The 15,158-nt window shown below is 56.8% G+C and carries 14 protein-coding genes; 6 read left to right on the top strand and 8 right to left on the bottom strand.

Translation table 11 applies throughout. The features are described 5' to 3' along the window. Positions 1 to 5: 5 nt before the first annotated feature. Positions 6 to 812 (top strand): isopentenyl phosphate kinase, encoded by an 807-nt coding sequence (locus Q1A59_RS03900; RefSeq protein ID WP_298405567.1) that lies wholly within the window; start codon positions 6 to 8, stop codon positions 810 to 812. Then, entirely contained in the window at positions 809 to 1,768 is a 960-nt protein-coding gene (locus Q1A59_RS03895; RefSeq protein ID WP_298405570.1) for a stage II sporulation protein M, read from the top strand. Before Q1A59_RS03900 ends, Q1A59_RS03895 begins: the two co-directional genes overlap by 4 nt. A gap of 37 nt (positions 1,769 to 1,805) precedes the next feature. Here the strand turns inward: Q1A59_RS03895 and Q1A59_RS03890 are convergent, their stop codons facing one another. From Q1A59_RS03890 to Q1A59_RS03855, 8 genes are all read right to left on the bottom strand, one after another. After that, positions 1,806 to 3,788, bottom strand: coding sequence for a glycosyltransferase family 39 protein (locus Q1A59_RS03890; RefSeq protein ID WP_299643946.1), 1,983 nt, complete (start codon positions 3,786 to 3,788; stop codon positions 1,806 to 1,808). Between the two features lie 201 nt (positions 3,789 to 3,989). Further along, the gene (locus Q1A59_RS03885; RefSeq protein WP_298490371.1) at positions 3,990 to 4,343 is read right to left on the bottom strand and encodes a DUF192 domain-containing protein; all 354 of its coding nucleotides are present in this window, start codon (positions 4,341 to 4,343) and stop codon (positions 3,990 to 3,992) included. 6 nt (positions 4,344 to 4,349) lie between these two features. Then, on the bottom strand, positions 4,350 to 5,285 hold the full coding sequence (locus Q1A59_RS03880; protein WP_299643944.1) for a type II secretion system F family protein: 936 nt from the start codon (positions 5,283 to 5,285) through the stop codon (positions 4,350 to 4,352). A gap of 9 nt (positions 5,286 to 5,294) precedes the next feature. Beyond that, the gene (locus tag Q1A59_RS03875; RefSeq protein WP_299643941.1) at positions 5,295 to 6,293 is read right to left on the bottom strand and encodes a type II secretion system F family protein; all 999 of its coding nucleotides are present in this window, start codon (positions 6,291 to 6,293) and stop codon (positions 5,295 to 5,297) included. A 42-nt stretch (positions 6,294 to 6,335) separates the two neighbouring features. Continuing rightward, positions 6,336 to 7,730: a CpaF family protein gene (locus tag Q1A59_RS03870; RefSeq protein WP_299643938.1), complete on the bottom strand. Its 1,395-nt coding sequence runs from the start codon at positions 7,728 to 7,730 to the stop codon at positions 6,336 to 6,338. 51 nt (positions 7,731 to 7,781) lie between these two features. Then, the gene (locus Q1A59_RS03865) at positions 7,782 to 9,047 is read right to left on the bottom strand and encodes a response regulator (protein ID WP_298490367.1); all 1,266 of its coding nucleotides are present in this window, start codon (positions 9,045 to 9,047) and stop codon (positions 7,782 to 7,784) included. Between the two features lie 137 nt (positions 9,048 to 9,184). Further along, the gene (locus Q1A59_RS03860; RefSeq protein ID WP_299643935.1) at positions 9,185 to 10,219 is read right to left on the bottom strand and encodes a pilus assembly protein CpaB; all 1,035 of its coding nucleotides are present in this window, start codon (positions 10,217 to 10,219) and stop codon (positions 9,185 to 9,187) included. Positions 10,220 to 10,367: 148 nt separating this feature from the next. After that, positions 10,368 to 11,252 carry an alpha/beta fold hydrolase gene (locus tag Q1A59_RS03855; RefSeq protein ID WP_298402142.1) on the bottom strand — a complete coding sequence of 295 codons (885 nt, stop codon included), beginning with the start codon at positions 11,250 to 11,252 and terminating at the stop codon, positions 10,368 to 10,370. Positions 11,253 to 11,361: 109 nt separating this feature from the next. Between Q1A59_RS03855 and Q1A59_RS03850 the strand changes: the two genes are divergently transcribed. The 4 genes from Q1A59_RS03850 to Q1A59_RS03835 all read left to right on the top strand — a co-directional run bounded on the left by Q1A59_RS03850 (position 11,362) and on the right by Q1A59_RS03835 (position 15,150). After that, positions 11,362 to 12,021, top strand: coding sequence for a uracil-DNA glycosylase (locus Q1A59_RS03850; RefSeq protein ID WP_299643933.1), 660 nt, complete (start codon positions 11,362 to 11,364; stop codon positions 12,019 to 12,021). A 186-nt stretch (positions 12,022 to 12,207) separates the two neighbouring features. Beyond that, positions 12,208 to 13,953 (top strand): alpha-amylase family glycosyl hydrolase, encoded by a 1,746-nt coding sequence (locus Q1A59_RS03845; protein ID WP_298402140.1) that lies wholly within the window; start codon positions 12,208 to 12,210, stop codon positions 13,951 to 13,953. Continuing rightward, positions 13,953 to 14,729, top strand: coding sequence for a HipA family kinase (locus Q1A59_RS03840; RefSeq protein WP_298402139.1), 777 nt, complete (start codon positions 13,953 to 13,955; stop codon positions 14,727 to 14,729). Before Q1A59_RS03845 ends, Q1A59_RS03840 begins: the two co-directional genes overlap by 1 nt. Further along, positions 14,710 to 15,150, top strand: coding sequence for a DUF3037 domain-containing protein (locus Q1A59_RS03835; protein WP_298402138.1), 441 nt, complete (start codon positions 14,710 to 14,712; stop codon positions 15,148 to 15,150). The genes Q1A59_RS03840 and Q1A59_RS03835 overlap by 20 nt, the downstream gene beginning before the upstream one ends. Positions 15,151 to 15,158: the final 8 nt, after the last annotated feature.

Genomic DNA, 15,158 nt, shown 5'->3' with positions numbered 1-15,158 from the left:
ATGCCGTGTATACCTTCGTCAAATTTGGCGGTTCGGTCATTACCGATAAGGCTGGGCGTGAAGCGGCTGATTTGCCCGTGATCGAGGCGCTGGCCGGTGCAGTGGCAGCGGCGCGCGCTGCCGATCCGGCGCTAGCGTTAGTGCTCGGCCATGGCAGCGGCTCGTTTGGTCACCACTACGCGGCACGCTACGGCGTCCATCGCGGGACGCCGCTCGATGCTGACCATACCGGCTTTGCCCTTACTGCTGCTGCGGCGCTGCGTCTTAACCGGATCGTGGTTGACGCCTTGCTTGCCGCTGGCGTGCCGGCAGTCAGCTTGCAACCTTCAGCTTCACTGCTCAGCACTAATGGCCAGATTACCGATTGGGAAACTACGCCGATCAACGAGGCGCTCAAGCGCCGGTTGGTACCGGTCATTCACGGTGATGTCGCCTTTGATACGGCTCAAGGCACCGCTATCATCTCAACTGAAGCACTCCTGAGCTTTCTGGCGCTGCATAGCCCGCTGCAACCGCGCCGGATCGTGCTGGTCGGCGAAGCAGCAGTCTACACCGCCGATCCGCACCGTGACCCGTCGGCCCAGCCGATTCCGTTGATCAATCGTACCAATATTGGGCAGGTGTTGTCTGGTGCCGGCGAATCGCGTGCCGCCGATGTTACCGGCGGTATGCGGAGCAAGCTTGAGGTGATGTGGCGTTTGGTCGAGACCGTGCCCGGCCTAGAAGTCTACCTCATCGGGCCGCAACCCGCCTTGTTGACCGCGGCATTGCTTGGCCAACCGCTCGCCAGTGGCACATGTATTCGGCAATGACTACGCCTGAACACCAGATTCGCCAACGTCATAGGGCATGGCAACGCCTTGAGGAGCTGATCACACTCGCTAACGGCGGGATCAGCCAATTACCGGCAGACGAATTGCGCGAGCTGGGCCAACTGTACCGGCAAGTCTGCACCGATCTCGCCATTGCCCGCCGCGATTATCCCGATCATACCCTTACCCATTATCTCAACCAGCTCGTGACTCGCACTCACGGGGTGATCTACCGCTACAGCGCCGCCGAACCCAATCGGGTGATCACGTTCTTCCGCTACACCTTGCCGCACACCTTCCGCGCCACGTGGCCGATGACGTTGACCGCGGCGCTGGTGTTTCTGTTACCGGCTATCGCCTCATTTATCGCCGCTTTCCGCGATCCCGCCTTGAGCGAAGCCTTCGTGCCCGGCGTTGATTTCATCGTCAATCAGATTCGCAACGGTGAAGAGTGGTGGTTGCGGATCAACGAAGGCCCCGCCGCCGCTTCAGCCGAGATAATGACCAACAATATCACAGTGGCGATCAGAGCGTTTGCCGGCGGGGTTACATTAGGACTGTATACCCTCTACGTGTTACTTATGAACGGTTTGTTGTTGGGGACAATTGCCGGCATTGCCCAACGCTTCGATTTTGCAGCTAACCTCTGGGGCTTTGTCGCCGCGCATGCCACCCTCGAATTCAGCGCCATTTTTATCGCCGGCGGCGCCGGTCTACAATTGGGTTGGGCAATACTCCGGCCCGGCACCCTGAGCCGGCGTGGTGCCTTAGTCGTGGCCGCCCGGCGCGCCGTGGTGTTACTGATCGGTTGCGCCTTGATCTTGGTCGTTGCCGGTCTGATCGAAGCCTTTATTTCACCCACTACTTTCCCTCTTGCTCTGAAACTGTTCGTCTCGATCAGTTCAGGCGCCATCCTCTACGCATATCTCCTACTGAGCGGTCAAGATAAGGAATAGGCAGCAACGCGCCAAGAAGGTGATAAGAGGGTACCCGTCATTGACCGCCTCCTACCGGTCGCCGCACGAGTCGGATTGACTCTACGATCACCGTTCCGCCATCACCGGCGCTGACCGGATCGAAGCGCAACCCACCCACGAGATCAAGCCGATCAGCCAAGGCGGTTACATCAAGCCGGTAAGTAGCTACCGTATTCCCCTGCGTGATGGTAAAGCGGATTGAATATGCTTCGCTGGTCTGGCCGGCTGGATCAAGGAGAAAGAGTTGGGCATCGCGCGCATTGGTTGTCGTTGCTAAGCGCACCTCTATCGCCGTTACATCAGCCAGCGAGAACAGCAACGGCGGACTGATCAGCGCCGGATCGAATGCCGGCGTCAATTGCCAACCGGCAGCGGTCATTGCTTCAGCCACTACTCCGGTGGCGCGCCAACCCCAACGTCCGGCGCGAAAATCCCAGCCATCTGCCCACAATAACGCATTCGCACGCGGGATCATGCGATACGACGGCAGATCGGCGGCCAACGCCACCGGTCGCAACTTAGCCTGCAGTGGGTCGTAGCAGGCTGCTACATGCTCAGCGGTCAAGCCAAATCGCTCAGCCGGTGTTGGCGGTTGGCCGGGTGGGGCAGGCGCCGGACGCTGTGCTTCATCGGCAATCAGCACCGCATAACCACTGGCCAAGGTGGTCTCGATCCGTTGTTGGATCAGAGAGCAAGCCGCCGGCCAATCGCCGCCGCTCGCAATCATCGCCTGATTGAGGCCATAGACGGTATCACGACCCCAGTAATGGGGTAGATAAAGCTCGAGCACGCCATCGGGCACAATGATCAGATCACCGGGTTGGCTAAGCTCAGCTAGGGCTGCTGCAATCCGGCGTTGCAAATCCCGCTTGGCATCACCCCGTTCCACGATCGCCGGCAGATTGAGCGCAAACAACACCACCGCCAGAGCAATACCGGCGACACCTGCCAGCCCTGCGCGCCAACGATCGAGCGGATGGCGGGTAGCTAACGCTGCACTGAACAGCACCGCTAACGGCGGCAGGCTAGCGATCCAGAACTCGATATTATCCGGTTCCCACCAGAGGAAGAACAAGCCATACACCAGCAGCCAGCTCAGCAATCCAGCCAGCAACGAGCGCGGCAACCGGGCAATCCCACGCCACCCAGCTAGCAGCAGCGTGCAGGCCAACACACCGACGATCGCACCGCCGTTCATAGCCAGCGTCTCACTCCAACCTTTCCCCAAACCGACCAATTTCGCGCCATCAATCGCGCCCCCCCAAAACCCGGTGCGGGCATAACCGGTCAACCATGCCCACACCTCATCCCAACGGCGCATCCCGCTCACACCGAGCACCACCCCCAGATACGCGCCACCCACCACGCATCCCAGCGGCAGCAGATAGGCTATGTTCAAGCGTAGGCGGTCACGGTCATTACTCACTGCCAACCTAAGCGTCACCAGCGCCGGAACCACTAATAAAGCATTGGTCTGGTGACCCAGCACCGCTACCCCATGCGCTACCCCTAACCAAAAGGCCGTCTGCCAGCGTGGCTGGCGCGCAATAGCGGCTAGTAGCCACAGCGCAACGGTCAGGGCAACCGCAGCAAGGGTGTAGACCTCTACCTCAACCGCGTAATACCAGTAGGCATAACTCCAGCCAACGCTCAACGCCGCCGCTAGAGCGGCCATCATCGAACCAGTCACAGCGCGCCCCAGCAAAAAGATCAGCACCACGCCGACCGCGCCGGCGAGAGCATTCACTACTTGCAGCCACAGCTCGGCGCTACCCTGCCAACCCAAACCGGTTGCCAGCCACCGGATCAACGCCCCCAGCGGACCGTAGAGGAGGTGATGGGGATGAAACAACTCTGGCCATGGCTTGCGATCAACGTCGAGGATGTACGAGAGGGCATCGTAGGTATGCACCTTGGTTAATGTGAGCAGGTAGAGTGCAATAAAAGCGATACCCAGCAGCAACGCCAGCCAGCGCGAATAAGCTTGGGAATCGTTCATTGGCGACGTTCAAATGAGCTAACTTCGCTATACCAGCAACCGATCATCATGAGCAAAGCCAGAATTTGGAATATGCAGAGTGCGGCAGTTGTACTGCCGCACTCCATAAACGAGAGAGGCCCGTCCAAACGAGTAGGGTCATGTTCCCCGCCACAGCATTGGTCGTCTAGACACCCACCCTGTGCTATAGCAGCAGAACCTTCATTCTGCCGGCTGCACCACAATCTGATCACCGATGGCGGTTTGGGTTGCAGCAATCACCCCAGCCGGCAGCTCAAGCACATAGCGCGCGCGGCGATGGCCAGCGTAAAGCCGCCATGGCGGCAATGACGGGTAGAGTGCGACCACCTGCCCTTGCCGATCAACGAAAATGGCATCGATTGGAAACCGCATGAAGAGCATATGAATGCTGCTGCACGGCTCAATCAACAATCCACCGCCTTCTGGCAATGATGATCGTCCGAGCAAACCACGGCCACGGCTCAAAAAGGTGCGCGCCACTTCGCATTGGCGGGCAAGGACAGCGTGCCGAGATTGATTCACGATCTGCACCATCACCGCCTAATTACCCATCCCGCTATTCATCACTCCCAAGGCCCACATAATTCGTGGTACGGCCGGGCCGAGGATCACAACGAACAGTGCGGGGAAGATCAAAAATACCATCGGAATCAACATCTTCACTGGTGCCTTCTGGGCTGCCTCTTCTGCACGCTGGCGCCGGCGCACCCGCAACTGATCAGACTGAATGCGTAGAATCTTCGACATCGACACACCTAATTGATCGGCTTGGATCACTGCCGAGACGAAGGTCTGCACATCATCAACACCGGTGCGGGCAGCCAGATCACGCAGGGCTTCACGGCGGGTGCGACCAAGACGAATATCTTGCAGTACACGCTGGAATTCGCGCGACAATTCGTTATCCCACTTCTGCGCTACCCGCTGCAAGGCCAAATCAAATGCCAACCCAGCTTCGACGCTGATGCACAGCAGGTCGAGCGCATCAGGCAGCGCCTTCAGAATATTCTTCTTGCGCTCTCTGATCTTCCGGTCGAGCCAGATACCGGGTAAAATATACCCGATCGCCGCTGCGATAAACGTCCCCATCAAAGCCTGCATCAACGGCAGGCGGCCCATCACCAAGACCCCAATCAACACCATCAACACAATTGCCAGCGCCATGCGCAAGCCAATGAACATATTGGGTGAGATATTACCGGGATTGCCGGCCAATTGCAGGTTCATCCGCAACCGTTCCTGATTCTGCTTAAGGCCAAACCGGCCAAGCGTATTCAGCAGAGCACGAAACATCGGGACAAGTACGCGTTCGCGAAACGGCTGCTGTAACTCAAGCTCTTCGAGCGACAACGACACGTCAGTACACTGATCCAGCCGTTCGCTAATCGCTCGCGACTGATTCATCTGCCGAACTGCAATCAGGATAAGCGCAGCGCCAACTATCACAATTCCGCCGATAATCAATATATCGGTCATGGCCGCACCTCACACTTCGATATCGATAATTTTCTGGATCGCAAAATATCCCATTGCGATCATCACCAACGACGTTACCGGCATACAGCACCATGCCTGCGGCGGCATCCCGATCGTGAACAGGGGGGCCATGTAACTAGGATTCACGACCGTAATGAACATCGCCAAGCCAATCGGCAGACCGGTAATAATCCACGACGAAATCCGGCCTTGCGCAGTGAGGGTGGAAATCTCACCCTTGATCCGCACACGCTCACGGATCGTATGACCGATCGTATCAAGAACTTGGGCCAGATTCCCACCAACCTCCATTTGAATACTGACGGCAGTAATCAAGAGATCGAGGTCATCAGAGGGAACGCGCCGGAGCAGGTTCTGCAACGCCTCCTCGGTTGAGCGACCGAGACCAACTTCTTGCACCACCCGACGAAACTCGACCGAAGCGGGAGCTGGCGCCTCACGCGAGACCATATCGAGCGTCTGCAAGAAGCTATAACCGCCGCGCAGCGCATTAGCCATCATTGTAATTACATCGCCCAATTGGTTATTAAAGGCTTTCACACGCTGGGCGGCACGAAGATTCACATATAAGTCGGGCAGAAAGGAAAAAATGACCGCAAACACGAGAGCAGCCACCACTTGGGCGAGAAAATTAGCCCGGCCAAGAATAAAGCCAAACACCACGCCGAGCAGGGCCGCACCCAACTTCAGACCAATAAACTCGGCCACGGTCAGTTTCAGGTCGGCGCGTGCCAGCTCGTTCTTGATCGAGCTGCCCCGCTTGCTGCGTGAAACAACTGCATCAATGCGCTCGATCGCTTGGCGCGCAACCGGCTCATTAGGCCGTTCTTGCGCTTTGCCGCCGACATGCGTCTCAAGGCGCTGCGCCACATCAACCGTGGCCGACTGCCGCATCAACGCCACCACCACGGCCAGCAGCACGATCAGCAAAAGACCTAATATACCTAACGTAACCGGCATTATCTCCGGTGATAACAAGACATCCATAGGATCGACGCCTCCCTCTAGCGCCGGCGGTGGGCGGTATGCTTAGAAGCTGAAACGCTCCGACGAACCAAAGATGGTTGGCGGCAAGAAGATGTTAAGCGCCTCGAACTTCTCGAGGAACCGCGGTCGCACCCCTGTGGGGCGCAATTGGCCCACGATCTTGCCCTTCTCATCAATACCGGTCTGTTCAAAGACGAAAATATCCTGCAAGACAACCACGTCGCCTTCCATTCCTGCAACCTCGGTAATTTGGGTCACTTTGCGCGAGCCGTCTTTCAACCGCGACTGCTGGACGAAGACGTGAATAGCGGAAGCAATTTGCTCACGAATCGCACGCGCGGGCAGATCCATACCTGCCATCAAACACATCGTTTCAATACGACTGATGGCATCACGCGGCGTATTGGCGTGGATTGTCGTCATCGAACCATCGTGGCCGGTATTCATCGCCTGCAACATATCAAGCGTCTCACCGCCGCGGCACTCACCGACAATAATCCGTTCGGGGCGCATACGGAGACAGTTAATCACCAGATCACGGATCGTAACCTCGCCTTTGCCTTCGACATTTGGCGGACGTGATTCAAGGGTCACAACGTGATCTTGGCGCAATTGCAACTCGGCAGCGTTTTCGACGGTAATAATTCGCTCGTCTTCTGGAATGAACGACGATAGCACATTGAGCAATGTCGTCTTGCCCGAACCGGTACCACCAGCCACCACAATATTCAGACGCGCTTTGACGCATGCTGCCAGAAAATCGGCCATATCTTGCGACATCGAGCCAAAGCGCACCAAATCTTGCACCGTCAGCTTATCTTTGCGGAACTTACGGATTGTGATCGTTGGCCCATTCAACGCCAAGGGGCGGATCACCACGTTCACACGCGATCCATCTTTGAGACGGGCATCGACCATCGGCGATGACTCATCAACGCGCCGGCCCAGCGGCGCAACGATTCGATCGATAATCCGCATCACATGGTCATCATCGGCGAAGGTAATATCGGTCTTGATCAACTTGCCCTTCTTTTCGATGTAGACCTGTTTTGGGCCGTTGACCATAATCTCACTGACATCTTCATCAGCCAGCAACGGCTCGATCGGCCCCAAGCCGATGATATCAGCCGTAATGCTCTCAAACAGACGCTGGCGCTCGGCACGCGACAATACGATACTCTCGCTATCGAGAATCGCGTTAAAAATCTCTTCGACCTGTTTGCGCACTTTGGCCGAATTGTTCAGATCAAGCTGCGGATTCAGTTCATTGATCAGGCGATCCTGCACGCGAGAACGCAGCTCACGGAACGTCTCATCCATACTTGGCGCACCAACCGCCGGCAACCGGCTGGTTGTTTCAGGCCGGATCGGCGCACGCGACGCCGCCGGTTCGACCGGTGTAGGGACGTTCCCACCAATTCGCTTCAGCAACGACATCGCGCTCACCTCCCTTATTGGTACCGCAAACACCGGTCAATGCCACGCGCATTAGCGACGGGGAATCAGACCGCCGAACAAACTGCCGAACAAACTGCGCGACTTCGCACTACTCTTGGCTGTCGCCTCTTTATTCGCTTTCGCGACCAATTCTCGCACCAGATTCATGATATCTTTCGCCACTTGATGGTTCGGTTTCGCCATCACGATTGGCGCCCCCTGATTGATCGCCAGTGTCATTTCCTGCGCTGCATCGCCAATCTGCAATGCCAACTTGCGTTGTAAGTGTTTTTCTACCTCATCAGCCCGAATCCCGGTGCGATTGGTCGCCTTGTTCAAGACCAACGTCACCTTCTCGGCAGGATAGTTCAGCAGATCAGCCACTTCAAGGAAGAGCTTAACATTGCGGAGGCAGTGCATCTCGAGCGTCATCAGCGTCACGATACGCTGGGCCAAATCTAGCACGGCCAATGAGCGGTCTTGAAACGAGGCTGGCGTATCAACTACGACATAATCGTACTCTTGTCGCAACACCTCAAGAATAGCGCGGATATGGTCAGCCGTCACTATCTCGCCCCGTTGCGGATCGGGCGGGGCCAGCAGTACCTTTACTTGAGTGGGATGGGTCGCCATCACATCGTTGAGCAGATCGCGATCGAGACCTTCGATCCGCGACGCGATATCAACGATCGTCTTATCAGCGCGCAGATTGAGAATAACGCTCAGATCACCGAAGATCACATTCCCGTCAACGAGGGCAACCTTTTTATTCGTTTGCTGCCTGATCGCGATCGCCAAATTAGCGGCAATCGACGAAACGCCTACCCCACCTTTCGGGCTAAACACGGCGAAGATCTGGCCCTCAACCGAAGGTTTTCCATCCGCTGCCACGCCAGCCGCTGCGCCGCCGGCAACTGCTACCACCGGACGCATCGCCGCCAGTTTGGCAACATGCCGGATGGAACGATAGAGATCATCGGCACTAATCGGCTTAATTAGAAACTCGCGCGCACCGGCCAACATCGCCCGCCGGATGTAATCGGTCTCGCCCTGCACGCTCATGATGATGACTTGGATGCCCGGATCTTGGGTAAGGATCGCCTCGGTAGCGGCAATCCCATCCATATCGGGCATATTAATATCCATCAAAATGACTTGCGGGCGATAGTGGCGAGCAAACGCAATCGCTTCGCGCCCATTGCTCGCTTTCGCAACAACTTCGATATCTTTTTCAAAGAAGAGCAACTTCTCGAGCTGATCGCGCGTGTCGATCACATCATCAACGATCATGACTCGAATCTTTTCGGCTTCACTCATGCCTTAGCTCCTCAGACCTTGTACTATTGTACTATTAGTAGTGGCAACGGACGCACACACTTGCGATAACGCATTGGCTATGATTGGGCGTACTGCATATTGTCATTTTACCCTAGAGCCGGCACTAATGGAATAACTCATGGACGCGGAGTTGGCGTTGGTTGGGGCGTAAACACTTCGGCCTCGCCGTAAACACGCGGTGGCAACGGTTGCGGTAATGGCAGACCAAACTCGCGCACCAAGAGATCAATAGTCACACCACTCGTTGTTTCAACGGTATCATCATTGGCGCCCCGCAACGCCAGCACAATCCGGGCACTGCTCTGCTTCGCGAACTCGATCAACTCAATTTCTTGATCGGTCAATGCCAGCACAATGACCCATGTTCCCTCGGTTAACGTGCTTGAACCCGTACTACTACCGGCGGAACCAATCGGTTGACCGGAAGCATCAACTGCTGGTGGGCCACCAGTTGTCGGAGTACCAGTTTCACCGGTTCTTTCACCTTCAACAGGCGGTGGGGTTGCCGGACGCACAATCTGGAGCACCTGTGCGCGCTGGATGATAGTCTTTGTGGTGAAGAAGGTTTGGGTTTCGCCGTATTGATATTCACGGACAAGTTGGTCAACCTCATTAACGGTTATCACTTGCACAGGTCTGGGACGAATAATTTGGCGATCAACCGGAAAAGTGGCAATAATATCAACAAAATCGTTGATTGTCACCTGATCGGCCACGCCTGATAAGCTGTCAACTAAGATGGGGTACGCTTTCACCCGTGGTTGGCCGGGTTCGGCAGTCGGGATCCGTTGCGAAAGGCCGGGATCGCGTACATTATCGCGCCGGATCGATTGGCGAGCCACGACCGGATTGACAAGCAACTTCCCGAGGACATCATTAATGTTGCTAAATTCGTTCTTTTCGTCAAATTCGGTGATAGGCACCTGTACCACATCGAGCAGCGCCGGATCGTTGATCAAGGTATTAGCATCAAGATCCACCAGCGCCTGCACCACGGGTACTAACGGCACTGTTGTTGGCGTCGGCGGAATTTCCGGCGTTGTTGAGGTAGTGGTACGTCCCGCTCCTCCGCGCAAGAGCAAGAAAGCCGCCAACCCACCAATAATGACGATGAGGCCGATGAGTAGAAACAGTAATGCGCCACGCTGCATAGAAGGCAACCTTCCTGTTCAGAGCGAAGCCGGTTAGCTTCGCGCATTGCCTTGCCCATTATAGCATACGCTGGCAAGAGAGAACAGAAAGTTTGCGCCTTTTATGCGGCGAAGTATTCTTTACACTCTATCATTGACACTGTAAACACTACGACGAATAATCGTTTTCTCTATCGAGAAAGCGCGCAATTGCGTGATAGCACGCCGCAGGTTCTTCAACCATTGGTACATGACCGCAATCAGGAATGAAATAGACCTGCGCATCCGGTAAGTAACGGCTTAGCGATTTGACATTGATTGGTGGAAAGACCGGATCATGGCGCCCGCTGATTAACAACACCGGCGGCAATGGCCGTTGCACGGCGCGCTTGAGTTGGGGATGGCCCATAATCGCCGCCGCTTCCATGGCGACCAGCGGATCCATCGCGACGAGATCGGCAATGCCTTGCGCTAACAATGAACTATCGAGCGGGCGACGCACCATCGGGCGGGCTAGCAGATCAGGCGTGGGCGGCATTGTCCACCACGCCTGCCGCCATTGCTGGGTCACACCCCACCATGGCCGCCACCAAATCAGCCACGGTCGCCAGTATGCCGCCGCTACTTGCCACTGCGCCCCAGCAATCGTGACCAGACTATCCTCGTAGAGACTGGCGCTGAAGCCAAAGCTGATCAGTCCTAATCGCTCGACCCGTTCGCAGGCAAAATCGGCAACCGCCAACGCTATCGCTGCGCCAAGTGAATGGCCTACCAGCGCAAACCGGTCAATATCGAGCGCATCGGCAACCGCTAGCACTGTGCGTGCATACGATGCTAACGTCACCGGCTCGATCGGCGCTGGCGAAGCTCCACATCCGGGTAGATCGATCGCAATCAACCGCCGGTTGGGCAAAAAAGCTGGCGCAGCTTGCCAATAGCGGCTCGAACCGCCCCATCCATGCAAAAAGATCAGGGGGCGTCCCTGACCAGAAACCCGAAACGCGACCGGCCCAAGCGGACTTTCAATTTCCCAGAGTGTCGGCGACGTTGACATGGCAAACCTCCTTCGCTGTATCCACTATAATCCCAAGCAGTTACAGAATGTTGTCAAATGATGCAACCAAGTTTGACAAATATGTCAAATATCTGTACAAGGAGGGAAAGTGGAGCGTGACATCATTGCAGAATTGGTTGCAGATCTCGCGACACTGAAAGCACCGGCCAATACCGTCAATATGTATGCGTGGGAGGCGGACAACGATGAGCAACGGTGCGGTCATGCGATCAGGCGGGCGAATCTCGAATTAGCATTACGCTTAGCGTATGAACGCGGCCCTGATCTGATATTGATTGGCGAAGCCCCCGGCTATAACGGCGCGCGCCGCACGGGGGTGCCCTTTACTAGCGAACAGATATTACTCGATGGCGTTGATCCTCCCGGCCAGTTTGGCGCAGCACGCGGCTTCCGGTTGGCAACGAACGATGGGCGAATTTCACGGGAACAGACCGCGACGATCGTTTACCGTGAACTCGCGGCGCTTAACCGGTTTGCGGTGGGATGGAACGCCTTCCCGCTACACCCGCACCAAGCCGGTAAGCCGCAGAGCAACCGCACCCCGCGCCAGAGCGAGCTTGCGCTTGGTTTGCCATTGTTGGCCCGCGCCTGCACGCTCTTTGCCGGCTGCCCGGTGGTAGCTATGGGGCGGATCGCGAGCCAAGCGTTGGCGCAGCTTGGGATTGCGCATTGTGCCGTGCGCCATCCGGCCCAAGGCGGCGCGCGTCAGTTTGCCGAGGGGTTGCGACACATTTGTGCTGCTAGGTAACGCAAAGACGTAAGGCCGCGAAGGGTTTTTGGAGAAGGTACAAGCGTACTTGGGAGCATTCCATCTCATCCCCTTTGCGCCTTTGCGTTACCATCCCCTTGCGCCTTTGCCTCCGTCACGCCTTCACAGTGAAAGATTTGCTATAATGCCGCTAGATGAAACTAATTGATGAGAAAATGGTTCTCTATGCACCGATTATTGTTCTTCTTGTTGGTCATAACTCTCTTCCCAGCGTGTAGTCTACCGGCAGCCACTCCGCCTTCTGACACACCCACCGTCGCGACCACGCCAACTAATGTGCGTCCACCCACGCCAACCCGTGACCCGCGGTTGCCCACCCTGCCGCCCCGCATTACCCCCGGCCCCACTGCAACGCCGTTCCCACTCCAAGCTGGCTGGTGGGACGGCGCAGTCTGTTACGAGGTATTTGTACGTTCGTTTTACGATAGTGATGGTGATGGAATTGGTGATATGAATGGGATCATCGCCAAGCTAGATTATCTGAACGACGGTGATCCGACAACAACGCGCGATTTGGGTGTCAACTGCATCTGGCTGATGCCGGTAGCCGAGGCAGCCAGCTATCACGGTTACGATACAATTGATTATTACACCGTCGAAAAAGACTACGGCACCAACGAAGATTTTAAGCGCTTGGTCGCAGAGGCCAATAAACGTGGAATCAAGATCATTATCGATCTCGTGCTAAACCATACCAGCACCCACCACCCGTGGTTCCAAGAGGCATTGCGCGACCCCAATTCGCCCTACCGCGACTGGTACCTCTGGTCGGCGATTGATCCCGGTTTTCGCGGCCCGTTCGGCAACAATGTCGTCTGGCACAAATCGCCGATTCGTGACGAATACTACTACGGCGTCTTCTGGGGCGGGATGCCTGATCTCAATTTTCGCAACCCGGCGGTGACTGCGGAAGCCTATAAGATTGCTCGCTTCTGGGTCGAAGAGATGGGTGTAGCCGGCTTCCGGCTCGACGCAATCAAGCATCTGATCGAGTACTCCACCCTGCAAGAAGACACTGACGAGACGTTTGCATGGCTGCGCGAGTTTCGCCGCTTCCTCGATCGCGAGCTGCCGGGCACATTCACGGTCGGTGAGGTATACAACGGCAACCCGCGCACCCTCGCGCCGTATTACCCTGACCAGCTTGACTACTATTTCGAGTTTGAAGTCGCCAAGCAGATCGTTGGTGCAGCCAATACCGGGCTGGCGCGGCTCTTTATGCAAGCCGCCCAAGACGCCTACACCAAACTGCCATACCAACGGTGGGCGCCATTCTTGACGAATCACGACCAAAACCGGGTCATGTCGGTACTCGGTAACGACGTTGCCAAGGCAAAGCTAGCGGCGCTGGCATTGTTGACCATGCCGGGATTACCGTTTATCTATTATGGGGAAGAGATCGGTATGCTCGGTGTCAAACCCGATGAGCGCATCCGCACGCCAATGCAATGGACGAAAGAGGAGTTTGGCGGCTTCACTAGCGGCTTCCCGTGGCAAATGCCGCAGCTCGATTACCCATCGAAAAATGTGATGCTGCAAGACGAAGACCCGGATTCGCTGCTCAATACGTACCGGCAACTGATCCACTTGCACATCAACACCCCTGCGTTAGCAACCGGCGACTTTATCCCGTTACAGGCCAAAGGCGACGACATTGCCGCCTACATCCGGCGCAGCGGTGATGATATAGTCATGGTGATCATCAATTTCGATGCCATTCCAACCGAGCCGTTCACGCTTTCGTTGAGCGAGAGCGACTTGCCGGATGGCACCTATCAGCTCGTGTCACTGTACGGCATGCCGCCGGCCCCGCCGGCGCCGTTGACCATTAGCAATGGCGCGATCGTTGAATACCAACCGTTCACCGAAATCCCGGCCCAGACGGGCTATATCTTGAAGGTGGAGCGTTAATGTTACGGAGAGTGACTGCCACCCGTTATGTTGCGCCGCTGCGCGAAGGCGGCTCGCTGCCGGCGATAGTTGAAGCTGACGACGACGGCTTATACGTGGTCAAGTTTCGCGGCGCGGGGCAGGGGCCAAAGGTGTTGGTCGCCGAACTGATTTGCGGCGAACTGGCCCGTGCGCTCGGCTTGCCGGCGCCGGAATTGGTGCTGATCGAGGTTGATCCGGCACTGGGGCGCAACGAACCCGACGGCGAAATACAGGATTTGGTGACCGCCAGCGCGGGGCTGAATCTGGCGGTTGACTTCTTGCCCGGCGCGCTAGCCTTCGATCCCGTTGCTACTCGCACCCTTGACCACGAATTAGCCTCGTTGATCGTCTGGTTTGATGCTTTTATCACCAACGTCGATCGGACACCGCGCAATACCAACTTGCTCTGGTGGCACCGGCGGCTGTTTCTGATCGACCACGGCGCGGCGTTGTATATGCATTACACGTGGCAAGATTATCGAAGCCGGGCGCGCGCGCCGTTCAGCCAGATCCGCGAACACGTACTGCTGCCAGCGGCAACCAAATTAGCGGCGGTTGACGAAGCGCTGGCGCGGCAGATTACCCGCGAACTGCTGTGGGAGATTGTGGCGAAGGTGCCGGATGAATGGCTCGCCGATCCGCGCTTCCCCTCAGTTGAAGCGCATCGGGCGGCGTATATCGAATACCTCAGTTTGCGTCTGGCAGCGCCGCGCGCATTCGTACAGGAGGCCATCGATGCCCGCGAGCGCCTTTGAGTATGCTCTGTTGCGGTTGGTGCCGCGCGTCGAGCGGGGCGAACAGATCAACATCGGAGTGGTGTTGCTCTGCCGGCAACAACGCTTTCTCGGCATGCGCGCGCAACTTGACGAGGGGCGGATTGCCGCGCTCTGGCCGAGTCTCGATCTTGAGCCGGTGCGCGAGCAATTAGCCGCCTTTGAGCTAGTCTGCGCCGGCGGCAGGGCGGCGGGGCCGATTGGGGAACTACCGATTTACGAGCGATTCCGCTGGCTCACAGCGACGCGCAGTACCATTATCCAGCCCTCAGCGGTGCATTGCGGGTTGTGCGAGCAAGCGCCGGCGACGCTTGACCACATCTACACCGAGATGGTGCTGGTGCCAAGCGACGTTATGGCGCAGCATCGCCACCAAGAGACGCAAAAAGAGATTGGCAACTAGGGTGGGAA

Source organism: uncultured Chloroflexus sp. (assembly GCF_937951745.1).
Lineage (GTDB): Bacteria > Chloroflexota > Chloroflexia > Chloroflexales > Chloroflexaceae > Chloroflexus.
The sequence above is the reverse complement of the archived record's forward strand: the minus strand, read 5'-3'. Positions and strand labels throughout refer to the sequence as shown.

Excerpts from the sequence above, each read along its gene's own strand:
- Q1A59_RS03895 (WP_298405570.1), top strand. The coding sequence starts at position 809 with ATGACTACGCCTGAACACCAGATTCGCCAACGTCATAGGGCATGGCAA.
- Q1A59_RS03890 (WP_299643946.1), bottom strand. The coding sequence starts at position 3,788 with ATGAACGATTCCCAAGCTTATTCGCGCTGGCTGGCGTTGCTGCTGGGT.
- Q1A59_RS03885 (WP_298490371.1), bottom strand. The coding sequence starts at position 4,343 with ATGGTGCAGATCGTGAATCAATCTCGGCACGCTGTCCTTGCCCGCCAA.
- Q1A59_RS03880 (WP_299643944.1), bottom strand. The coding sequence starts at position 5,285 with ATGACCGATATATTGATTATCGGCGGAATTGTGATAGTTGGCGCTGCG.
- Q1A59_RS03875 (WP_299643941.1), bottom strand. The coding sequence starts at position 6,293 with ATGGATGTCTTGTTATCACCGGAGATAATGCCGGTTACGTTAGGTATA.
- Q1A59_RS03870 (WP_299643938.1), bottom strand. The coding sequence starts at position 7,730 with ATGTCGTTGCTGAAGCGAATTGGTGGGAACGTCCCTACACCGGTCGAA.
- Q1A59_RS03865 (WP_298490367.1), bottom strand. The coding sequence starts at position 9,047 with ATGAGTGAAGCCGAAAAGATTCGAGTCATGATCGTTGATGATGTGATC.
- Q1A59_RS03860 (WP_299643935.1), bottom strand. The coding sequence starts at position 10,219 with ATGCAGCGTGGCGCATTACTGTTTCTACTCATCGGCCTCATCGTCATT.
- Q1A59_RS03855 (WP_298402142.1), bottom strand. The coding sequence starts at position 11,252 with ATGTCAACGTCGCCGACACTCTGGGAAATTGAAAGTCCGCTTGGGCCG.
- Q1A59_RS03845 (WP_298402140.1), top strand. The coding sequence starts at position 12,208 with ATGCACCGATTATTGTTCTTCTTGTTGGTCATAACTCTCTTCCCAGCG.
- Q1A59_RS03840 (WP_298402139.1), top strand. The coding sequence starts at position 13,953 with ATGTTACGGAGAGTGACTGCCACCCGTTATGTTGCGCCGCTGCGCGAA.
- Q1A59_RS03835 (WP_298402138.1), top strand. The coding sequence starts at position 14,710 with ATGCCCGCGAGCGCCTTTGAGTATGCTCTGTTGCGGTTGGTGCCGCGC.